25 protein-coding genes are annotated in these 22383 nt (G+C 37.5%); 14 read left to right on the forward strand and 11 right to left on the reverse strand.

All coding sequences use genetic code 11. From position 1 onward, the window contains the following. Positions 1 to 117: 117 nt before the first annotated feature. Both dnaN and dnaA read right to left on the reverse strand, forming a co-directional pair. Positions 118 to 1251, reverse strand: a complete 1134-nt coding sequence (gene dnaN, locus CD138_RS07430) for a DNA polymerase III subunit beta (protein ID WP_026066835.1) — start codon at positions 1249 to 1251, stop codon at positions 118 to 120. A gap of 172 nt (positions 1252 to 1423) precedes the next feature. Next, positions 1424 to 2767: a chromosomal replication initiator protein DnaA gene (dnaA, locus tag CD138_RS07435; protein ID WP_019168324.1), complete on the reverse strand. Its 1344-nt coding sequence runs from the start codon at positions 2765 to 2767 to the stop codon at positions 1424 to 1426. Between the two features lie 542 nt (positions 2768 to 3309). Between dnaA and rpmH the strand changes: the two genes are divergently transcribed. The 8 genes from rpmH (at position 3310) to CD138_RS14215 (ending at position 9811) form a co-directional block, all read left to right on the forward strand. Next, the gene (gene rpmH / locus CD138_RS07440) at positions 3310 to 3447 is read left to right on the forward strand and encodes a 50S ribosomal protein L34 (RefSeq protein ID WP_000240855.1); all 138 of its coding nucleotides are present in this window, start codon (positions 3310 to 3312) and stop codon (positions 3445 to 3447) included. A gap of 174 nt (positions 3448 to 3621) precedes the next feature. Continuing rightward, positions 3622 to 3969 (forward strand): ribonuclease P protein component, encoded by a 348-nt coding sequence (rnpA, locus tag CD138_RS07445; protein WP_019168323.1) that lies wholly within the window; start codon positions 3622 to 3624, stop codon positions 3967 to 3969. 134 nt (positions 3970 to 4103) lie between these two features. Beyond that, positions 4104 to 5525 carry a tRNA uridine-5-carboxymethylaminomethyl(34) synthesis GTPase MnmE gene (mnmE, locus tag CD138_RS07450; protein ID WP_051005974.1) on the forward strand — a complete coding sequence of 474 codons (1422 nt, stop codon included), beginning with the start codon at positions 4104 to 4106 and terminating at the stop codon, positions 5523 to 5525. Positions 5526 to 5543: 18 nt separating this feature from the next. Continuing rightward, complete coding sequence (gene mnmG, locus CD138_RS07455; protein WP_019168321.1) at positions 5544 to 7418, forward strand: tRNA uridine-5-carboxymethylaminomethyl(34) synthesis enzyme MnmG; 1875 nt, start codon at positions 5544 to 5546, stop codon at positions 7416 to 7418. Then, the gene (gene rsmG, locus CD138_RS07460) at positions 7419 to 8138 is read left to right on the forward strand and encodes a 16S rRNA (guanine(527)-N(7))-methyltransferase RsmG (RefSeq protein WP_019168320.1); all 720 of its coding nucleotides are present in this window, start codon (positions 7419 to 7421) and stop codon (positions 8136 to 8138) included. Positions 8139 to 8173: 35 nt separating this feature from the next. Next, positions 8174 to 9025, forward strand: coding sequence for a ParB/RepB/Spo0J family partition protein (locus tag CD138_RS07465; RefSeq protein WP_019168319.1), 852 nt, complete (start codon positions 8174 to 8176; stop codon positions 9023 to 9025). A gap of 294 nt (positions 9026 to 9319) precedes the next feature. Then, positions 9320 to 9634, forward strand: coding sequence for a hypothetical protein (locus tag CD138_RS07470; protein WP_019168318.1), 315 nt, complete (start codon positions 9320 to 9322; stop codon positions 9632 to 9634). A gap of 39 nt (positions 9635 to 9673) precedes the next feature. Then, on the forward strand, positions 9674 to 9811 hold the full coding sequence (locus CD138_RS14215) for a hypothetical protein (protein WP_180706905.1): 138 nt from the start codon (positions 9674 to 9676) through the stop codon (positions 9809 to 9811). Between the two features lie 62 nt (positions 9812 to 9873). Here CD138_RS14215 and mhqD read toward each other — a convergent pair whose 3' ends face one another. The 4 genes from mhqD to CD138_RS07490 form a co-directional block, all read right to left on the reverse strand. After that, positions 9874 to 10461: a methylhydroquinone degradation carboxylesterase MhqD gene (gene mhqD / locus CD138_RS07475; protein ID WP_019168317.1), complete on the reverse strand. Its 588-nt coding sequence runs from the start codon at positions 10459 to 10461 to the stop codon at positions 9874 to 9876. A gap of 21 nt (positions 10462 to 10482) precedes the next feature. Then, positions 10483 to 11100 (reverse strand): flavin reductase family protein, encoded by a 618-nt coding sequence (locus CD138_RS07480; RefSeq protein ID WP_019168316.1) that lies wholly within the window; start codon positions 11098 to 11100, stop codon positions 10483 to 10485. 45 nt (positions 11101 to 11145) lie between these two features. After that, complete coding sequence (locus CD138_RS07485; protein ID WP_019168315.1) at positions 11146 to 12108, reverse strand: ring-cleaving dioxygenase; 963 nt, start codon at positions 12106 to 12108, stop codon at positions 11146 to 11148. Between the two features lie 87 nt (positions 12109 to 12195). Then, positions 12196 to 12624: a MarR family winged helix-turn-helix transcriptional regulator gene (locus tag CD138_RS07490; RefSeq protein WP_019168314.1), complete on the reverse strand. Its 429-nt coding sequence runs from the start codon at positions 12622 to 12624 to the stop codon at positions 12196 to 12198. A gap of 170 nt (positions 12625 to 12794) precedes the next feature. On the opposite strand from CD138_RS07490, the gene CD138_RS07495 reads away from it, so the two are divergent. Then, positions 12795 to 13070 (forward strand): GNAT family N-acetyltransferase, encoded by a 276-nt coding sequence (locus CD138_RS07495; RefSeq protein ID WP_019168313.1) that lies wholly within the window; start codon positions 12795 to 12797, stop codon positions 13068 to 13070. 132 nt (positions 13071 to 13202) lie between these two features. Here the strand turns inward: CD138_RS07495 and CD138_RS07500 are convergent, their stop codons facing one another. After that, positions 13203 to 14120 carry a DUF5996 family protein gene (locus CD138_RS07500; RefSeq protein WP_019168312.1) on the reverse strand — a complete coding sequence of 306 codons (918 nt, stop codon included), beginning with the start codon at positions 14118 to 14120 and terminating at the stop codon, positions 13203 to 13205. A gap of 392 nt (positions 14121 to 14512) precedes the next feature. Between CD138_RS07500 and CD138_RS07505 the strand changes: the two genes are divergently transcribed. Beyond that, complete coding sequence (locus tag CD138_RS07505) at positions 14513 to 15952, forward strand: carbon starvation CstA family protein (protein ID WP_019168311.1); 1440 nt, start codon at positions 14513 to 14515, stop codon at positions 15950 to 15952. A gap of 339 nt (positions 15953 to 16291) precedes the next feature. Here the strand turns inward: CD138_RS07505 and CD138_RS07510 are convergent, their stop codons facing one another. The 4 genes from CD138_RS07510 to CD138_RS07525 form a co-directional block, all read right to left on the reverse strand. Further along, complete coding sequence (locus CD138_RS07510) at positions 16292 to 16477, reverse strand: helix-turn-helix transcriptional regulator (protein ID WP_019168310.1); 186 nt, start codon at positions 16475 to 16477, stop codon at positions 16292 to 16294. Between the two features lie 3 nt (positions 16478 to 16480). After that, on the reverse strand, positions 16481 to 16819 hold the full coding sequence (locus CD138_RS07515; RefSeq protein WP_019168309.1) for a hypothetical protein: 339 nt from the start codon (positions 16817 to 16819) through the stop codon (positions 16481 to 16483). A gap of 98 nt (positions 16820 to 16917) precedes the next feature. Then, positions 16918 to 18270: an MATE family efflux transporter gene (locus tag CD138_RS07520; RefSeq protein WP_019168308.1), complete on the reverse strand. Its 1353-nt coding sequence runs from the start codon at positions 18268 to 18270 to the stop codon at positions 16918 to 16920. A gap of 392 nt (positions 18271 to 18662) precedes the next feature. Further along, entirely contained in the window at positions 18663 to 19100 is a 438-nt protein-coding gene (locus CD138_RS07525) for a MarR family winged helix-turn-helix transcriptional regulator (RefSeq protein WP_019168307.1), read from the reverse strand. A 434-nt stretch (positions 19101 to 19534) separates the two neighbouring features. On the opposite strand from CD138_RS07525, the gene ureE reads away from it, so the two are divergent. The 4 genes from ureE to CD138_RS07545 are packed head-to-tail and all read left to right on the forward strand — an operon-like array spanning position 19535 to position 22132. Continuing rightward, complete coding sequence (gene ureE / locus CD138_RS07530) at positions 19535 to 19990, forward strand: urease accessory protein UreE (RefSeq protein ID WP_019166033.1); 456 nt, start codon at positions 19535 to 19537, stop codon at positions 19988 to 19990. Then, complete coding sequence (locus tag CD138_RS07535; protein ID WP_019168306.1) at positions 19983 to 20675, forward strand: urease accessory protein UreF; 693 nt, start codon at positions 19983 to 19985, stop codon at positions 20673 to 20675. The genes ureE and CD138_RS07535 overlap by 8 nt, the downstream gene beginning before the upstream one ends. Before the next feature lie 12 nt (positions 20676 to 20687). After that, positions 20688 to 21299: an urease accessory protein UreG gene (gene ureG / locus CD138_RS07540; RefSeq protein WP_019168305.1), complete on the forward strand. Its 612-nt coding sequence runs from the start codon at positions 20688 to 20690 to the stop codon at positions 21297 to 21299. Next, positions 21299 to 22132, forward strand: coding sequence for an urease accessory protein UreD (locus tag CD138_RS07545; protein WP_019168304.1), 834 nt, complete (start codon positions 21299 to 21301; stop codon positions 22130 to 22132). Before ureG ends, CD138_RS07545 begins: the two co-directional genes overlap by 1 nt. Positions 22133 to 22383: the final 251 nt, after the last annotated feature.

Consider the following 22383-nt stretch of genomic DNA (forward strand, 5'->3'; position numbering starts at 1 on the left):
ATACGAAGTATTGTATAAATAGAGAACAGCAGTAAGATATTTTCTAATTGAAAATTATCTTACTGCTGCTTTTTAGGGATTTATGTCCCAGCCTCTTTTTTATATTGTTGTACCAAATTAGTACGTACGGATTGGTAAAATAAGTTGTGTAACAGTGTCATCATCTTTCGGTTTTAAAATAAAGGGTTTCATCGTGCCGAAAAATTCTACTTCAACTTCTTCGTTATCGATTGCTTTAAGTGCATCCATCATGTATTTCGAGTTGAAAGAAATTTTTAAGTTACCGCCTTCAACATCATTGGCAGTGACTTCTTCTTTAACGGTACCAATTTCTGGTGACGTAGAAGACAATTCGATTTGCGTGTCACCTGTACTTAATTTGATGACATTATTGCCACCTTCACGTGCAAGTAATGATGCACGATCAATCGCATGATAAAAATCAGAGTTGTTGAGCCCTAACTTAATTTCATAGTTTTCAGGGAATAAACGAGATGTATCTGGATAATGCCCTTCTAATAAACGTGAAATAAAGTTGACATGGCCTACTCTAAATAACACTTGGTTCGATGCGAAGAAAATATCGATATGCTCTTCACTGTCAGTCATGATTTTATTTAACTCAGCTAATGCTTTACCAGGAATGATGACATTTTTATCCTCAATTTCTTCTTCAAGCTTCAACTTTCTTACAGCCAAGCGGTGTGAATCAGTCGCTGTGCATATTAATTCATTTTGTTGTATAAGCCAGTTCACACCTGTGAGTACAGGGCGTGTTTCTGAGGTGGACACTGCGAAATTCGTTTGTGCAATAATGTTTTTCAACACTTTAACGGGTAATTGTAGCGCATCATCACTAGAAACTTGTGGTAACAGTGGATACTGATCTGGATCAAGTCCACTTAAATTGAATTCAGAATGTGCTGAAGTAATTAATGTTTGAAATTGTTCATTAGTTGAGAGTTTGACTTCTTTACCTGGTAACTTTTTAATAATATCAACAAAGAAGCGGCCTGGTAACACGACTGAACCTGGTTCAACCACGTTAATAATGTCTTGACCATCAACTTGATTAGGAATTGTAATTTCGATTGAGATTTCAGAATCAGAACCTGTTAAAACAATCCCTTCATTGGTCGCGTCTATTTTGATCCCTGTTAAAATGGGTAAAGTTGCTCTTGGTGAAATAGCTTTTAATGTGTCATTTAATTGAGTGATAAAATAATCTCTTTGAATAGAAAACTCCATCATCTATAAACTCCTTTCAGTCGTTTATATAGTTAATAGTTATAAATAAAATAGTAATCATAGTCATAGGTGCTGTGGATTAGTGGATAACTTTAAAAAAGGTGCGAAAATAAAGGTTATTCACATGTGGATAAACTGTGTATCATGTGTACAACTTTTCCACGTTATCCACAAACTAGCTTCGGATATCTTTTTCCAAACTTTCGATTTCTTGACGTAAAGTTGGATCATTATCGATATCTTTTTTAATTTTATCATGTGCATGGATGACTGTTGTATGATCACGACCCCCAAATTCTTCTCCAATTTTAGGTAATGAAAAATCTGTAAGCTCACGTGATAAATACATTGCGATTTGTCGCGGATATGCGATAGATTTTGTTCTTTTCTTGGCCACAAAGTCTTCAATACGCACACCATAATATTCGCCGACAACTTTTTGGATATCTTGAATTGTGATTTTTTTAGTTTTAGTCACTTGAATGATATCTTTTAATGCATCGGCAGTCAGTTCTGTTGTGATGGGTTTTCCTTGAAGTTTTGAATAGGCTAAGACACGTGTCAAAGCACCTTCAAGTTCACGAATATTCGTCTGAATCTGATTGGCAATGTAAGTTAAAGATTCAATTGGAATATCGAGATTTTCTTCTTCGGTTTTTTTCTGTAAGATCGCCATACGTGTTTCAAAATCAGGTGGTGTAATATCCACGATAAGTCCCCATTGGAAGCGTGATTTGAGACGTTCTTCTAAAGTTGAAATTTCTTTTGGAGGGCGATCACTAGAAATGACGATTTGCTTCTTGTTTTGATGCAGATCGTTAAAAGTGTGGAAAAATTCTTCTTGCGTTTGTTCTTTCTTTTGAATGAACTGAATATCATCAATCAATAGAATATCGATATTACGATACTTTTCGCGGAACGACTCTGTATCATTGTTTCGAATGGATTGAATGAATTCGTTCGTAAATTTTTCGCTTGATGTATAAAGCACTTTCGCATCTGGATTATTTTCTAAGACGTAATGTCCAATGGCGTGCATGAGATGCGTTTTTCCTAAACCTACGCCACCATAGATAAAGAGTGGATTGTAGGCATTGGCTGGTGATTCTGCAACAGCAAGACTTGCGGCATGCGGGAAGCGGTTACCAGGTCCAATGACAAACGTTTCAAAAGTGTTGTTTGTATTGAACTGCTCACCAGACACAACAGGTTCAACAGGTGTCGTATGGCCTGCTTGACGAGATGACGAAGTGACATTAAGTTCTTGTAAATCTTCTTCGGTGATGAACTTAATGCTTTGAATAGATTGTTGCGTGACAGCTTCTAAATATTGCTTAATGAGCTTTGTATAGTTGGTAGTAAGCCAGTTTGCAATAAAAGGCTGTGCTGCAATGACTATCGCTTCATCATGAGATAGAGCATAGAGTGTTGTGTCTTTGAGCCAAGTGTCATATGAAACCGTAGTGACATTTTCTTTACATAAGCTGAGAACATTATCCCAAATTTCTTGTTCTGACATTTTAACTCCATCTTCCTAAGTAAAAATTTTTGTTATACACAATATCCCCACCTGTGAATGACATTAATCACAGGCTGTTAATAATTATCCACAATTTAATCACAAGCTGTGGATGAACATCATATGATTGTGAGTTATTCACAATGTATTTGCGTACATTACATAGTATTCAACCTATGTAGAATAAGGGATTGCACCACTTATCCACACAATTATACTTTTTCACATGGGGTGATGTCAAACACCTGTGAATATGTTGTTATCATCTTGAGCAACTTGTGCACACAAAAATGTTATCCACAATTTTAGAAACGAAGGTTGTGAATAAGTGGACAACTTTACAACAGTGAATATCGAGAATTATAAAAAACCCACTTGATTTACAGAGATGATTTTGTTATATTGTAGTAGTTGCTTGAAATGTAGACGTTTCATTTTAGTAGAGAAATATCTATTTTGAACTTATTAAAAATGAAATTAACTTAATTTATCTATAATGACGTATTTAGATAATTGAATGAATGAAGATGGAGGTGTTTTGCATGGTAAAACGTACTTATCAACCAAATAAGCGTAAACATAGTAAAGTTCATGGTTTCAGAAAACGCATGAGCACTAAAAACGGCCGTAAAGTATTAGCTCGTCGTCGTCGTAAAGGTCGTAAAGTTTTATCAGCATAAGATCACTGACTCATTCAGTGGTCTTTTTTTTGAGTTAACGACTATTGAATGGGGCATGATTTGGCAATTGTGACGAATGATGAAGAGGAACAATGAAAGCGATGAAGTTTGAGTGGTTGTCCTAATCACGATCCCGTTATTGAGGGTATTATGAAGAAAGACGAGTGATGTACAATGGAAAAAGCATACCGAATAAAAAAAAATGCTGACTTTCAATTGATTTATCGTAAAGGTAAATCTGTAGCCAATCGCCAATTTGTCGTCTATACTTATGAAACTCAGGCGTTAACACACTTTAGACTAGGTATCAGCGTCTCAAAAAAATTAGGTAATGCTGTGACTCGAAATCGAATTAAAAGAAGCATCAGAGAGTGTTTTAAAGTGCATAAAGCAGACATCTTGCCGAAAGATATTATCGTGATTGCAAGATTTCCTGCAAAGACGATGTCGACAGCTGAAATTCAAAAGAGTTTAGAACACGTTTTAAAAATTGCGAAAGTCTTTAACAAACGAATAAAGTAGGGGAGATTTAGACTTCGGTTTGTGTGACTTCAGACAAACCGAAGTCTAACTTCTAATAATGAATAAAGTAATCGAACATTAAATGTCGCAAATCAAACAAGTGATTCGCAATAGATGGAGAAACATTTTACAATATGAAAAGGAATATTGTGTTAAAGGGAGGTACGTCAATCGTGGAACAACTGGATACGATAACGAGTATATCAACACCAATGGGGGAAGGGGCAATCGGCATTGTCCGTTTATCAGGTTATGATGCGGTCGAGATTGCAGATAAGCTATATAAAGGAAAGCATCTATTAAAGGATGTACCGACACATACGATTAATTATGGTCATATTATTGATCCGGAAACTAAAGAAGTCGTTGAAGAGGTCATGGTATCAGTATTGCGTGCACCACGTACATTTACACGAGAAGATATCGTGGAGATTAACTGTCACGGTGGTATTTTGACAATTAATCGTGTACTTGAATTAACGATGACGTACGGGGCAAGAATGGCTGAACCCGGTGAATATACGAAGCGTGCTTTCTTAAATGGTCGTATTGATTTATCACAGGCTGAAGCGGTCATGGACTTTATCCGTTCTAAGACTGACCGGGCGTCTAAAGTAGCCATGAATCAAATTGAAGGACGTTTGAGTGACTTAATTAAACGTCAACGTCAATCGATTTTGGAGATTTTAGCACAAGTCGAAGTGAATATCGATTATCCTGAATATGATGATGTAGAAGATGCGACAACGGAATTTTTATTAGAACGTTCACAAGAGATTAAACAACAGATTCAAAAGTTACTCGACACAGGTGTACAAGGTAAAATCATGCGTGAAGGTTTATCTACGGTCATTGTCGGTAAGCCTAACGTCGGTAAGTCTTCCATGCTGAACAATCTCATTCAAGATAACAAGGCGATTGTGACGGAAGTTGCTGGGACAACGCGTGATGTGCTCGAGGAATATGTCAATGTCCGTGGTGTACCGTTAAGACTTGTCGATACGGCGGGAATTCGCGAAACAGAAGATATTGTCGAGCGTATCGGTGTTGAACGCTCGCGTAAAGCTTTAAGTGAAGCGGATTTAATTTTATTCGTATTAAATTACAATGAACCATTAACAGAAGACGATCGTAAATTGTATGAAGTGATTAAAAATGAAGATGCGATTGTCATTATTAATAAAACTGATTTAGAACAACGCCTAGACATTGCAGAAGTAGAAGCAATGGTAGGGGATATGCCAATCATCCAAACATCGATGCTCCAACAACAAGGGATAGACGAGTTAGAAATCCAAATCCGTGATTTATTCTTTGGCGGAGAAGTGCAGAGCCAAGATATGACATATGTTTCTAATTCACGCCACATTTCATTATTAAAGCAAGCGAAAAATGCAATTCAAGACGCGATTGATGCTGCGGAAATGGGTGTCCCAATGGATATGGTACAAATTGACTTAACGCGCACATGGGAAATATTAGGTGAAATTATAGGTGAATCCGCAAGTGAAGAATTGATCGACCAACTGTTTAGTCAATTCTGTCTCGGAAAATAATTTTTGGAGGTTAACGAAATGGTAAAATCATTCGACGTGATTGTAGTAGGCGCTGGACATTCCGGTATTGAAGCTGGACTCGCATCAGCGCGACGTGGCGCACATACGCTCATGCTCACAATCAATTTAGATAATATCGCGTTTATGCCATGTAACCCATCAGTAGGGGGACCAGCGAAAGGAATCGTCGTACGTGAAATCGACGCGCTCGGTGGGCAAATGGCGAAAACGATTGATAAAACACATATTCAAATGCGTATGTTGAATACAGGGAAAGGACCAGCTGTTCGCGCATTGCGTGCTCAAGCAGATAAAGTGCTGTATCAACAAGAAATGAAACGTATATTAGAAGATGAAGATAATTTAGAAGTCATGCAAGGAATGGTAGACGAACTGATTATCGAAGACGGCGAAGTGAAAGGTGTACGTACGAATATCGGTACAGAATATCGTGCTAAAGCGGTCATTTTAACGACTGGTACATTTTTACGCGGTGAGATCATTCTCGGTAATTTGAAATATTCAAGTGGTCCAAACCATCAATTACCATCTATCACACTTGCCGATCATTTACGTGAAATCGGATTTGAAGTTGTGCGTTTTAAAACGGGAACACCACCTCGTGTGAATGCAAAAACGATTGATTATAGCAAAACAGAAATTCAACCGGGTGACGATGTCGGTCGTGCATTCAGCTATGATACGACAGAATATATTTTAGACCAGCTACCATGTTGGTTGACGTATACGAACGGCGAAACACACCAAGTGATTGATGACAACTTGCATTTATCCGCGATGTACTCAGGCATGATTAAAGGGACAGGTCCACGTTATTGCCCATCAATTGAAGATAAATTTGTTCGTTTTAACGATAAGCCAAGACATCAACTTTTCCTTGAACCAGAAGGCCGTCATACGAATGAAGTTTACGTACAAGGATTGTCAACAAGCTTACCTGAAGAAGTACAGCGTCAAATGTTAGCGACAATTCCCGGTTTAGAGAAAGCAGACATGATGCGTGCAGGTTATGCGATTGAATATGATGCTCTTGTACCAACGCAATTATGGCCAACACTTGAAACGAAAATGATCAAAAACCTTTATACAGCGGGTCAAATTAACGGAACTTCAGGTTATGAAGAAGCAGCGGGTCAAGGTTTAATGGCCGGAATTAATGCTGCAGCGCGTGTGTTAGGTAAAGAAGAAACAATTTTACGCCGATCAGACGCTTACATCGGTGTATTGATTGATGACCTTGTGACGAAAGGAACGAATGAACCATATCGATTACTTACATCTCGTGCGGAATATCGTTTGTTATTACGTCATGACAATGCAGATTTACGTTTAACAGACTTAGGTCACGAATTAGGCTTAATTTCTGATGAACGTTACGAAAGATTTAATACGAAGCGTCAACAAATCACTGATGAAATCGCACGTTTAGAACAAATTCGTGTTAAACCAAGTGAACGTGTGCAACAAATTATTGAAGAAAAGGGCGGTTCTCGTCTTAAAGATGGTATTTTGGCGAAAGAATTGTTACGTCGTCCAGAAATGACGTATGACACAATTATCGATATTTTAGAAGAAGACCATCAATTGCCAGCAGATGTTGAAGAACAAGTTGAAATTCAAACGAAATATGAAGGCTATATCACGAAGTCATTGCAACAAGTGGATAAAGTGAAACGAATGGAACAGAAAAAAATTCCAGAAGACTTGGATTACAGTAAAATCGACAGTCTTGCAACAGAAGCGCGTGAAAAATTAGCGGAAGTCAAACCGTTAAATATCGCACAAGCGTCACGTATTTCGGGTGTGAATCCAGCCGACATTTCGATCTTATTAGTCTACTTAGAACAAGGCAAAATTCAAAGGGTGAAATAAATGAGCGTAGAATGGTTAGCGACACAATTAAGCGAGCACGGCATTACTTTATCTGAGCATCAAAAGCAACAATTTGAAAAGTATTATGAAATGCTTGTAGAATGGAATGAGAAAATTAATTTAACAAGTATTACTGAAAAACATGAAGTGTATTTGAAACATTTTTATGATTCCATCACGCCGAGCTTTTATCATGATTTCAATCAACCCCTTAACTTATGTGACGTGGGTGCGGGCGCAGGGTTTCCAAGTATTCCATTAAAAATTATCTTTCCAGAAATTCATGTGACAATTGTTGATGCATTGAACAAACGTATTCAGTTTTTAAATCAATTGGCAGAAGCGTTAGAATTGGAAGGTGTCCGATTTGTGCATGATCGTGCAGAAACATTTGCGAAGAATGAAGACTACCGGGCGTCTTTCGATGTTGTCACAGCAAGGGCTGTCGCACGTATGACAGTGTTGAGCGAACTCTGTATTCCTTTAGTGAAAAAGCATGGTGTCTTTCTTGCATTGAAATCTTCAAAAGGGCAAGAAGAGTTGGAAGAAGCACGTTTTGCAGTGGGTGTCTTAGGTGGCCGCATTGCGCAAGTCGATACTTTCGATTTACCTGAAGATGCGGGTGAACGTCAAATTGTGACAATAGAAAAACGGAGCCAAACACCTAAAAAGTACCCGCGTAAACCGGGAACGCCAAACAAATCACCACTTGTTGAATAAGCATGGATTATGGAAATTAAAGGGAGAGAATAAACATGAAGAAACCCTTTTCTAAGTTATTTGGTTTAAAAAATAAAGATGACCTTTTAACCGTGACAGATGAAGATAAAAAGGGCGTTCAATCGATCAATATTGAGAAAATCGTGCCGAATCGATACCAACCGCGTCAAAAGTTTGATACTGCACGTATTGAAGAACTTGCTGAGTCGATTCGTGCGCACGGTTTACTCCAGCCGATTGTGGTACGCCCCATCGAAGAAAATATGTATGAAATTATTGCCGGTGAACGCCGTTTTCGTGCATTACAAATGAATCATATGACAGAAGCGGAAGTCCTTGTACGTCATTTAGATGATGAGGAAACAGCTGTTGTTGCACTGATTGAAAATATTCAACGTGAAAATTTATCGGCAGTAGAAGAAGCGGAAGCCTACAAAAAATTATTAGCATTTGAAGGTATTACACAAGCTGAACTGGCTAAAAGCGTTGGGAAGAGCCAAAGCTTTATTGCGAATAAATTGCGCTTGTTGAAGTTAACGCCTGTCGTATTGGAAGCGGTCCGTGAACATCAAATAACTGAGCGTCATGCCCGTGCACTTGTCGGTCAGACGCCTGAATTTCAGGAAGAGATGCTCGGTGTGATTTTGAAAGAGCAATTGAATGTGAAACAAACCGAAGAGCGTTTGAAAGCAACAGTCGTTAAAGACGATGTTGTGGAAGAGAAAGTCGTAGCGCGACCACCGGAGTTTGCGCAAGATGTCTCTGAAGCGCGTGATATGATTGCGGATAGTTTGATGGAAATCCGTGCGAATGGCATTCGTTATGAGCAAAAGGAAAAAGAGCATGAGGATTATGTGGAGATTCAGATCCGATTGTATCGTAAGTGATGCTTAGATTGCTTGCACTTTTTTCCCTTTTCCAGATCAGGATTTGTCTCAATTAGCCAACGCTTAATTGAACTGTTACATTGTTGTGGCGTTGGTAACTATAATGGATGGAATAGACGTATGTTGAGGGGAGTCTCGCGTACGTCTATTTTTATTTTTCTGAGTATGAAAATGGTCTTGTTTAAAGGTTTCTACTTTTCAAGCTGTATGAATATATCAGTCTCAGGAGCTATGTGTTATACCGCCAACTCGGATATAGTGGTATTATCTTGTTTGACTAAAGGAGATACAACGATGACGCGCAAAAAAGTCACACTGATTGCGATAGCGGTATTATTGGCGACTATGGTGATCTATATTTCAATGAGTTTAATCAATTTGAATCAAAAAGAAGCTTATTATGGTCAAGTGAGTCATAAAAATGACAGTATCGCTTTGTATTCTGAAAATGATAAGCATATCGCATATTTAAAGAAAGACTTAGAACAAATGAAAGCAGGCGACTGGGTGAAAGTGACGATGTCTGATCAAAAAGGTGTCATTTTGAATGTTGAACCTATAGCTGTAAATGAGGTTCCGAAAAAAATATTAGCGATGATTGAAAATTAATAAAATAGCGATGCGTACCATCAAGTGCTCAACTTATACTTGGTCGTACGCATTTTTATTTCACATCAACGACTCACCTTTGCAGATGTAAACTTTTTAGGATGGCTGATTGGAAGTATCTTATTTGGTGTGATGGCCTACTTTTTAGCTAAAAGTAAAATGACTATAGAGCAATAGACCATTCAAAAACAACATCAAAAAAAGAGCCTAGGCCATAGCACCTAAGCTCTTTTTCATACTTATAATGTTTCTTTCGCTACTAATACTGTAGCTTGGTTTAATTCGTGACTGTTAACCCAGTACTCAGTAACTTCAGCACCGCGGTCTTTGAAGATAGCGCGGACATATTCACTTGCTTCAACAGGTACGATTGGGTCGTTTTTACCCATTGAAAGGTATACAGATTTACCTGATAAGTCAAGATCTTCTGGTACATCTAATGGGTAAAGTGGTGCGAATAATAAGCCTTTTTTGTATGGCATGTTTTCGTTTAACATGAGGCTAATCGCAATGTTTGAGCCGTTTGAGAAGCCCACTAATACCACTTTATCTAAGTCAAAATTGTATTGGTCAGCTGCACTTTCAAGGAATTCGTGCAATTCAGTTGTTCTAAATTTCAAGTCTTCAACGTCATATTGGCCTTCACCGTGACGTTTGAAGAAGCGGTTCATACCGTTTTCTGATACGTTACCACGGACACCTAAAACGTTGTAAGTGGGGTCTAAAATTTCTGCCAATGGTATTAAGTCGTTTTCATCTCCACCTGTACCGTGTAAGAATACGAATGTTGGTTTTGATGGTTCACCTTGTTTAAAAATGTGTTTCATAACGTTTCACCTCTTTTATGATTATCTCGGTCTTTCGATTGTAAATGTTTCGCCTAAACGTGCATAGTCATCACCAGCAAGTCGGCTTACGGGCTTAATGTTTTCTACGTCTACATACCCTTTTTCGAGATCAAATAAATCCTCATCTATATAAACTTTTTGAATTTCAAGTAATAACAAATCATTTGTGTTTTCATTACGATCATTTTTAATTTCAACGTGTTCATAGAGTTTGACTTCAAATCGGATACTGCTCTCATTCAAACTCGGAACGTTGACCATTTCTGAATCTGTCGTTGTAAATGTTGTATGATCCAATTCACTTTCATCAGGAGGTAGCAGAGCAGCCGTTTGATTTGCATTCACAACGTTATCTTCAGTGACGACATGCACGACTGCTTCTTTCGTCGTTAAGATATTGCGCGCAGTATCTTTCATCTCGCCCTCTTTACGATTGACTGCTACCGATAATAGTGCCGGTTCTGAAGCGACAATATTGAAAAAGCTGAACGGTGCAATGTTGAGAAGACCTTCCTCAGACTGACTTGTAATCAATGCGATAGGTCGAGGTACAACAGAACCGATTAAAAATTTATACATTTGTTGCTTGGATAATTCAGATGCGTAAAAAGCGTACATGGTAGCCCTCCATTCTCATATCACTGCTTCACACGAATGATGATCTTATTTTGTGCTACGTGTTGTGTCGAATGGGCGTACTTCAGATTCGATGTACTCTCTTTGATCTTCTAAGAATGGTGGTAATGATAATGATTCACCTAAAGTTTCATATGGTTCGTCACCCATGAATCCCGGACCATCAGTTGAAAGTTCGATTAAGATGTGACCAACGCGAGTGTAAAGTGCTTTGAAGTAGAAACGATCTACAATACCAGAGCTTCTTACACCTAATTCATTGTATCTTTCAAACCATTCTTCAATTGCTTCGTCATTTTCTACACGGAATGAAACGTGATGCACTTGACCATAACCTGGACGGCTTTCTTTTGTTTCATCTTTACGTAAGATCACTTGACCGCCGTTACCACCTTTACCAACTTCTAAAAGTGTTACGTCTGCTTCTTCTTTAACTGGTTTCATACCATAAAGTTCCATTAAGGCTTGTTTGAACTCATCGTAGTAGCTGACTGTAATTTCGATTGGACCTAAACCGTAAATGGCTTTGTCTTCAGGTACAGGACCATTTTTCCATGCAACACCTGGTTCAACACCTGAGTTATTTTCATCTGAGAAGAGTTGGTATCTTTGACCGTCTTCTTCTTCAAAACGTAAAACTTTAGTACCGAATACTGTGTCGATATCGTCGTGTTTGACGCCAAACTCTTCGAAACGTGCTTTGTAGTATTCTAATGCAGCATCGTTTGGTACACGGAAACCAGTACGGCTAATTGAGTTTGTACCTGGAGCACCTTTAGGGTTATTTGGGAAATCAAAGAATGTCATATCTGTACCAGCGTTACCTTCATCATCAGCGAAGAAAGTGTGGTACGTATAAATGTCATCTTGGTTTACTGTTTTTTTAACAAGTCTCATACCGAGTACATCAGTAAAGAAGTGATAGTTACGTTCTGCGTTATCTGTCATTGCTGTTACGTGGTGGATACCTTTTAATGGATATTGTTTCATTTTTAAAAACTCCCTTTTTTTAATAAATAATTTCTCTCTAATTCGAACTAATTACTGTGTCAAATAAAAGCACACGTCGTCAATGCGTTATTGCTGTTGTGTACTTAATGTTTTTAACACTTGTTGTAATGTGTTCAATTCTTCATCTGTGAGTACTGAAAAAACCTTTTCAATGGCTTGTGCATGTTCTGGGAAAACCTTTTCCATGAGCTGCTGGCCTTTGTCAGTCAGAGCTGCATAACTTACACGTCGATCTTTTTCACATTGTCGGCGTTTTAAATATCCTTTTTGTTCTAAAGAGTTAACGACATAAGTTGTACTGCTACTGGCAATCAAAATGCGTTCTTGAATCCGTTGAATGCTTTGTTCGCCCTTATTGTACAAAAGTTCAAGTACCGCGAACGCTGTGACACTGAGTCCATACGATTTGACATCATTGCGAATCACTTTATCCATCATATCATTCGTTCGTTTGATGCCAATCAAAGTTTTGAGTGCCATTTCTGTTCTTGTCAAATGCCAACACCTCCTTTTATTTCGAATTCGAGATAATTATAACGTGGATAGAAAACTTTGTAAAGCATTAAGTTTAATTTTTATACCATGTAGGTCAAATCCTTTGATAAGCGGTGTGAAATAGCTATAATAAGCTTGTACGATAATGATACGAGGAGGCGTAAAAAATTATGGCAGAAATTAAAAAGGGCAATAACAAGTACTATGTAGGAGAATCTGAAAGCAATCCTGAGGCAATCATGACTTACGTACCAGGAAACACTCAAATTATCATCGACCATACAATTGTTGGTGACGCATTAAGAGGGCAAGGTGTAGGAAAACAATTAGTAGAAGCGGCTGTTAAAGATGCGCGTGAAAATAACTTCAAAATTTTCGCGACATGTCCATTTGCGAAAAGCGTATTAGAAAAAACAACAGAATATCATGACGTATACGGTGGCTAATCCCGTATCGAACAAATGAGCATGAAAAAAGAGGCTGAGGATGATTGATAATCGTCCCAGCCTCTTCATATTTTAGAGAGAAATATAATAATGTCACCTTATGAAGTTATAAAAAATGATGTTTAACTTCCTTTAATGCGCATATGGCATTTTTTGAATTTGGTTCGCATCCATTTTTAATGGGACATGGAAGTGATGGCAATTTTCCCAAGATAAATGTGATTTAAAAATCTCGAAGCCTTGATTGAAAAATGTTGAAAGTGTATCAAGCGTTTCAGGCGTCATCGATTTCATTTCATAAATCAATTCGGTCAATTGTTGATCAAAATATGCATCTTCAATAAGCGGTTGATCGAATGTGAAGTCTTTATCAACGAAAGGATAAGGTAAAATGAAGAACGTTGGACCTTCGAAGCGGTCGTCGCCAAACCAGAAACCAAATTCGATAAAGTGTTCATCAAACGCTGCATACTCAATGACTTGGTTTGGTTCGAACATTTCATGGAATGAGTTGTAATGCACTAAACATGAAATGTCAAAAGTGCCCCAGAAAAGGCCAGGTTTCATTTTACGTGCGCGATACGGTGCAATGAAATATTGAAGTGCACGTGTCGTAAATGACATTAATTTTAACACTTCTGTACTAATTGCTTCATTGTAATGGCAGTGTTGCGTATCTTCAGAAAATACAGTCGTATCTGCGACTTCTTGTGGGCGTTCATTAATTGTGACTTCGATACCATGACGATGTAACGCGTCTTGAATTTGTTCATAGTAACTTTGAATTGTTACACCATTTTTTAGTGGGATTTCTTCTTCACCATTGCTTGTTTCAATTAAAATGATGTGCTTCACTAAATTGACACTCACGCTATATGAAGCGGATTGATAAAACAAAAGCCCTGTCGAGAAACCTGTCGTTGTAATATCTAATACCACGTGCGCCCATTGTGGTTCTTGGAAGGCACTGGCAAGTTTATGTTTACCTAAAATTTGTGCTATACGGTGAAGCGTCTCTTTTTCGTCTTTCCATTCTGCAAGTTTTAACATAATAAAAACCTCCAATTTCGATATCGTCGTCATTTCATATGACTGTGTGAAATATGAATCGTTCAATTTGTATGATTAAATTTTTAAACTACCTAAAAATAATGCATGTACAAGTCTATATCATTTTATAACAAGAGCTACCGTTAAGCTACTGAGACGTTGAGAATTAAGAGAACGGTCACAATTAATTGGGTGGATGATCTCGTTGTTGTTTGTGGCTCTGTAGTCAAATTTTGTATGAGCTATTTACTATAAGAAATCACTTAAGCACTAAATTTTGAAAAATAAAAATTGTGACAGTATTGTGAATTTTAAGTATATAAAGTAAAATAAAGAAAGCGCTTACATTAAGTGTATTTAAGGGATGTATTTCAAAATAAGGGGGATGCTGTATGATTACGTTTTTAGTGTCTATCGTGTTACTCGTTCTAGGTTACTTTACGTATGGCAAGTACATTGAGAAAATGTTCGGTCCACAATATGATCGTCCAACACCAGCGCATAATCAAAGGGATAATGTGGATTTTGTACCAATGAAAACTTCATCTAATGCATTAATTCAGTTATTGAATATTGCTGGGGTGGGTCCGATTTTTGGTCCTATTTTGGGTGCACTTTATGGTCCGGTGGCATTTTTATGGATTGTATTTGGGTGTATTTTTGCAGGGGCCGTTCATGATTATTTGACAGGGATGATCTCTATTCGAAATCGTGGTGCCCATTTACCGATATTAGCTGGGAAGTTTTTAGGACCAGCAATGAAGCATGTCGTGAATATTTTTACATTGCTTTTATTATTACTGACGGGAACTGTTTTTGTAACAAGCCCTGCATTATTGTTACATAACTTAATGCACGGACGAGTTGCATTAGGTATCATTATCTTTGTTATTTTCGTATATTACATTTTATCTACTGTATTACCGATTGATAAAATTATTGGACGTATTTATCCGGTTTTTGGAGCGTTGCTTGTATTGAGTGCGGTAGGGGTCGGTTTTCGTTTAATTCAAACCGGTGCGCCGATTCCAGAATTAACCTTTGAAAATATGCACCCTGCCCATGCGCCAATTTTCCCATTACTATTTTTTACGATTACTTGTGGCGCATTATCTGGTTTTCATGCGACACAATCACCTATTATTTCTCGCACAACGAATCAAGAGAAAAATGGACGTACAATTTTTTACGGTATGATGATTGCTGAAGGGATTATTGCGATGATTTGGGCAGCAGCAGCGATGAGTCTGTTTGGTAGTTACGGTGGCTTACAGGCTGTACTTGCAAAAGGTCAAGCGGCACTCGTTGTAAGTGAAGCGTCGACAATGTTACTCGGCTCAGTATTTGGAACAATTGCGGTGCTAGGTGTCATTGTATTACCAATTACGAGTGGTGACACGTCATTCCGTAGTGCACGGATGATTATTGCAGATTACATTAATTTAGACCAAAAAGCATTCAGTAAACGCTTTTTAGTCGCTATTCCACTATTTGTAATGAGCTTTGTACTGACACAAGTAGATTTCACAGTGTTATGGCGCTATTTCTCATGGGCAAACCAAACAACGGCAGCAGTCGCATTGTGGGTTGGTGCGATGTATTTAATGATTGCTAAGAAAAACTTCTGGGTGGCACTTATTCCTGCTACATTCATGACATGGAATTTGTTCACTTACATTTTAAGTCAGCCAATTGGATTCGGGTTGGACTTGAACTTAAGTTACGGATTAGCGGTATGTTGTACATGTGCTTGGGTGGGTTATTTCTTCTACCAATACCGCAAAATCACAGGAGTTCAGACGTTCCAGTTGGATTATCCGATTAAAACGTGAAGATAGGACGCTTGTCAAAATATTCATAATAAGTTTAAGAGGGCGTGCAGTCTTAAAAAATGGATTTTGAGTGATAAATATCTCAATAAATAATAAAATCCGAGGCTTTGTAATAATTAACACAAAAGTCTCGGATTTTTATTTTTATGTTTGGTAATTTTAACTGTGTACTTTTTAGTTTATAGTTTTTATATTTTATGTTTAACCTAGGTTTTAGAATATTTTTAAATGAAGTATTTCATCATTTTATATCGATAGTGATGATGACGATGAGAACATCTCTAAACAAATATCGAGTCAATAAAATGTTTTTCTAGCTCTTTTCTTGTCTTGATAAAATTAAGAAAATAGGTCGTCTACTGTTGTGTCAAATAATTTTGCCAACTTAAACGCCAATGCTAATGTGGGATCGTACTTATTGTTTTCTATTGCATTAATAGTTTGTCTTGATACTTTCAATTTGTTACTCAATGTTTCTTGAGAGAATCCTTTTTGTTTTCTATACTCTTTAATTTTATTTTTCATAATTTAACTCTTAGACGTATATTTTTTATTTGTAGTGAAGTAATTAAACACTACAATGACCAAAGCGACAAGCATAAAAAATATTTCCGGATATTGAGAAAACCAGGAATTTTCCATATGTGGTGACAAACCTATGACTCTAAGTAATAGTGTAAATAACATACAATAAATAATCCAAATAAAACTTTTAGCAAGTATTTCAATAAAAATTTTACTTTGTCTTTCGTCATATCTATCTTGTTTGCCCTTCATATCTAAAGTTTCTACAGGGAGATACTTTCTAGTTACAACCGTCCATAAGCAAGAAAAAACAAGAATAATAATAAAAGGAATTAATTTCATAATCACACCTCGTAAATGTAAAAAGTATTTGACATTTATAAGTGTAGAAATCTTTGGTAGAAATGTCAAATACTTTTTACAAAATAGCCTGTTTATTACTATTCGAGTAACGCGTCAGTATCGACTGTAAATTGGTTTCTTGATACATAAACGATGTACATGGCGAGTAGAGAACAGAGTGTTTCTGCTACGAGTAATGACCAAACGACACCTGTTAAGCCAAAGTAATTGTCTAATACGAATAACACTGGAATGATAATGAGTCCTTGTGCAAGTGCCATAATCGTAGAGCCACGTCCTTGTCCTGTCGCTTGCAGCATACCTGTTAATAAGAAACCCACACCATTTAACAGTAAGGATGTCATAGTGACTTTCAGCATAAATGTGGCCAACGTGACGATATGTGCATCTGTACTAAAGAGTTGTACGAGATGTGAGCCAAAGAAAATGACACCGACCATACTCACTGCGTAAATGACACCAATTGTTAGAATGACGCCTTTAATCGTTTCACGCATACGTCCTTTGTCTGACATAAAGTTATAAGCAATCAGTGGAACGACACCTTCCGCAAGCCCCATAATGATTAATTCGGGAAACTGTACGAGACGGAATGAAATCCCATAACTTGCGATCGCTTCATTGCCATATTTTGCTAAAAAGAGGTTGAGCACGAGACCCGTCACACCCATGAGCACGACCATTAAAAAGGCAGGGATACCAATTTTAAAGACATTGACTAAAATTTCTTTGTTCGGTAAAGCTTTACGAATGTTGAGTGAAATGGCGTCTTGCTTTGTTAAGAAATAGACGAGAAAGAAAATGGCAGCGACTAAGTTTGAAAGGGCAGTTCCTAGTGCAGCACCAACCACGTCTAAATCAAAACCGAAAATCAAAATCGGATCTAAAATGATGTTCAGTCCGACACTTAATAACATACCAACCATTGAAATGATAGGTTGACCGATTGCTCTTGCGAATTGTTCTAGTACGAAAAATAAAATAACGGCAGGTGTACTTAAACACATGATTTTTAAATAAGCGCTTGTAAAGGGTAATGTCTCACCACTTGCACCGAGTAGATGGGCAAGCTGATCTGTGAATGGCAGTGTGAGCGCTAAAACAATCAATCCTAAAATAATGCTTCCGTATATTGAAAAGCTACTGATAGCCTGACTTTTGTGTGCTTCTTTTGCGCCGAGTGACCGTGAAATAAAGGTACCGCCACCGACTCCGAATAAGTTGCCGAATGCCATAAATACGGCGAAGAGTGGCAATGTTAAAGAAATAGCTGAAATCATGTGGCTATTGTTTAAAAAGCCAATGAAATAAATGTTTAAAATCCCATAGATAATACTGAGTAGTGAACCAATCATCATCGGTAATGAAAAATGCATCAGTGCTTTAAAGATAGGGGCTTTCTCAAAGTAATAAAGTTGTTCGGTTTGCATGTGAATATCTCCTTTTAATTGATTAGTGGTCTAATTATTAGATGTCTAACTATTGGTTGAAAGATAAGAGGTTGGGACGTTGAATTTTCCCATCCTCTCTTTCATAGTTGGATGCGTAGTATTGACATAAAAATAAACAATCAAATTGATGTAACGCTGTAAAAATTTTATTAATTTGAAAATATGTCAGAGATGATTCTTTATCTTTGATGCGGGATTGCTGAAATGGATGAGACTCCTGAGGGATCAGCTGAGCCGGAAAATCCACCAACGCTTCAACAAATGTAGCTATAAATAAAAGCGTTGGTTAGTTGTAGGGTCAGCCCCTAGGAACGCGAATCCATAGTGGCAATCAATAAAGCATTGAAGACAAACGAAAAAACTACGTCTTATCAGTTGGATGTTGTATCTTGTCTTAAATTCGCTAACATACGATCGAAATAATGCTTGAGTTGTGTAGCTTCTTCAGGCGAAAAATCTTTCAACATGATTGTTTCGATTTCTCCAAAAATGTTGATAAAAGATTCGACGAGTGCCGTACCTTGATCGGTTAGACGCAAAATTTTACGTCTAGAGTCACTCGGATCCACTGAACGATAAACTAAATCCATTTTTTCTAAATTTTTGATAGTGGCACTTACGGTCGCACCTTTACGATTAAATGCGAGTGATATATCTTGTTGAGAAATACGGTCGTTTTGATGACGGTAAAGATAACCTAATGTATGACTTTGTTCTTGTGTGATTCCAAATTCATCAAGTTTACGGTCAGCATGACGCTTCATTTCATGTGCAAGCGTACGTATTAAATATTGATAAGGATAATCCATACCGCCACTCCTTTTAGTTAGATGTCTAACTAAATGTTAGCACGTTTTTTAAAAATGTCAACACTAATATTAGTTATTTTTATCTCAAGCTTGTGGTCACCATCACTTTATCTCAAAAGTAATGGTGGCCTATTTTGAAATGAGACGGGTCATAGGGCTAAAGGCTTAAATTGGGTGGATTATCGAGCTATTGCTTACTTTTCAACGCTGAAATATGGTAAAGTAGTGTATGAATCCACATCAATTCATGCACTTTTTTGAGAGCAATCCGCAATGATATGTTATTGTTGAATAATGTATGGTAATTTAAATAGTATTGTGATAATTCGTGGAATGACATGTAATGAACGCATCGGTCACTTGTGTCTTTATTGATAAGACATGAAAAAGGCATCCATTGATGTGATTTAGCGATATTCAAGGAGATGAAACATATGATAGTAGAAGAGATACAAGGCAACATCGCAAATTTATCTCAAGAGGAAAAAAACGTTCATATTGAAAAAGTGTACTTAGAAAACTCTGATTTAGTGAAACGTATTCAACGTGTTACGTCAGACCATGGTACAGAAATCGGTATTCGTTTAAGTCAGCCGATTGATTTACAATATGGAGACATTTTATATCGTGATGACAAAAATATGATTATTATTGATGTAAACTCGGAAGATATTATTGCGATTAAACCACGTACCATTAAAGAAATGGGAGATATCGCGCATCAACTTGGTAACCGTCACTTGCCAGCACAATTTACTGACGATAATGAAATGTTGGTACAGTATGATTACTTAGTAGAAGATTTGTTGAAAGGTCTCGGCATTCCTTATGAACGTGAAGATCGTAAAGTCAACCAAGCCTTTAAACATATAGGACATTCTCATGATTAATCAAGCGTATTTGAAGCTCTTTCAATTTTGTGATTCTCAAATTCCGACAGGTGCCTTTAGTCATTCTTTCGGATTAGAAACGTATATTCAGCGTGGGGATATTCATGATGGTGCTTCATTTCAAACATGGTTAGAAGTGTTTTTGAAAGAGCAGCTAACGTATACAGATGGTTTGGCAATGCGTCTCGTGTATGAAGCAATCGAATCGAATGATGCGGCGGCGATTGAGAAATTAGACCAGTTGTTGTTTGTGCAAAATATTCCGCGAGAAACGAGAAATGGGACGAAACAGATGGGCAAACGTATGATTCAGCTTGCGCGTACGATTTACCATAAAGACAAATGGTTAGATTGGTATGGTGAAAAGGCTGCAGCATATGAGTTGCATACACATCCGGCAGTGGTGTTTACATTGTTGGGCCATCATTTAGATATTGAAATTGAAAAAATTATAGATTATTACTACTACCAAAATGTTTCAAGCTTAACGCAAAATGCTGTGCGTGCGATACCACTAGGGCAAACGGAAGGACAAAAAATCGTTGCTAACATGATTCCATTGATTACAACAACACGTGAGGGCGTGATGCAATTGGATGAAGCAGATTTTGGTTTGACTGCACCGGGTATCGAGATGAATCAGTTGGAACATGAAAATGTAGATGTACGTATATTTATTTCGTAGGAGGAACGAAACATGAAACCGATTAAAATTGGTGTAGGTGGACCTGTTGGCGCAGGGAAAACACAATTGATTGAAAAACTTGTAAAGCGTCTATCTGAGGAAAAAAGTATTGGCGTTATTACGAATGATATTTATACAAAAGAAGACCAAAAAATATTAGTGAACTCTGGGGTATTACCAGAAGATCGTATTATCGGTGTTGAAACAGGGGGTTGTCCACATACAGCGATTCGTGAAGATGCTTCCATGAACTTCGCGGCGATTGATGAACTGATGGAACGCCATTCAGATATTGAGCTTATTTTTATTGAGTCAGGTGGTGACAACTTAGCAGCGACATTCAGTCCGGAATTGGTGGATTTTTCAATTTATATTATTGATGTGGCGCAAGGTGAAAAAATTCCGCGTAAAGGTGGTCAAGGTATGATTAAATCTGACTACTTTGTGATCAATAAAACAGATTTAGCACCATATGTAGGAGCTTCATTAGAACGCATGGCTGAAGATACAGAGAAATTCCGTAAAAATCGTCCGTTCACATTTACAAATTTAAAAACAGATGATGGCTTAGATGATGTGCTAAATTGGATTAAAAAGGACGTCTTTTTTGAAGGGTTAGCGTAATGGCAATTTCTAAATGGACAGGTGAGTTAGATTTAACATTTAAACATGATGGTAGTCGTACTGTAAATGGAAAAACGTATTTCCAAGGTGGGCTTAAAGTTATTCGTCCCACTTATTTAAATGGGAGTCCGCATCCGACGATGTTTTTGATTAACTTAGGCGGGGGCTTCGTTGATGGTGACCGCTATCGTATGGCTATCCACTTTGAGCCACGTACGCATGCCATTCTAACGACTCAAGGTGCGACGATTGTCTTTAAATCGTTGGAAGATAAAGTCGAACAATACCAAACCTTTCAACTGGATGACGAATCGTTTATGGAATTTATCAGTGATCCGATTATTGGTTATTCACAAGCGAAATTTTATCAAGCCAACGAATTCCATTTAAGTCCGTCTGCTTCCATGTTTTATACTGATATTTTAACGCCAGGTTATGATAAAGAAGGGCGTCAATTTAATTATCATTATTTACATCTCAAAAACGAAATTTATGTAGATGAGCAACTGATCGTATTTGACAATTTGAAGTTAGATACACAAAAAAATGAAGTGACACATATGGGGTATATGGAAGGATTCACACATATGGCATCGTGCTTTTATATTAGTCCGGGTGTGAATCAAAAAGTCGTTGAAGCGGTACAAGAAGTGGTGACACCTTATATTGATGAAGATTGTCGTGTCGGTGTGACATTGCTACCGACACATGGGTTAACATTTCGTATTTTGGCGTATTCCACAGATGTCATTCAACGTGTCATTCATGCTGTACATCAATTTGTGATGGAAACGTATCATGAAGAAGACGCACAATTTTTAAGAAAATATTAAAGTAACGGAATCAACAATAATAAAGCTTCTTTTCCTCAATTCAAGCGGAAGAGAAGCTTTTTTGTGTGGGAAGTCTTGGGGGAAGTCTTAAAACAACTATATTTGTCTTCTTTGACATGAATGATGACTTTTTACGATTGCCTCTATGGATTCGCGTTCCCAGGGGACTTGCCTCAACTAAATTTGGCTTTTTTAAATTGTACATTTGATGGAAGCCAAATTGGATTTTCGGCTGCGTCTAATCCCTCGGG

The organism is Staphylococcus intermedius NCTC 11048, from assembly GCF_002902385.1.
Lineage (GTDB): Bacteria > Bacillota > Bacilli > Staphylococcales > Staphylococcaceae > Staphylococcus > Staphylococcus intermedius.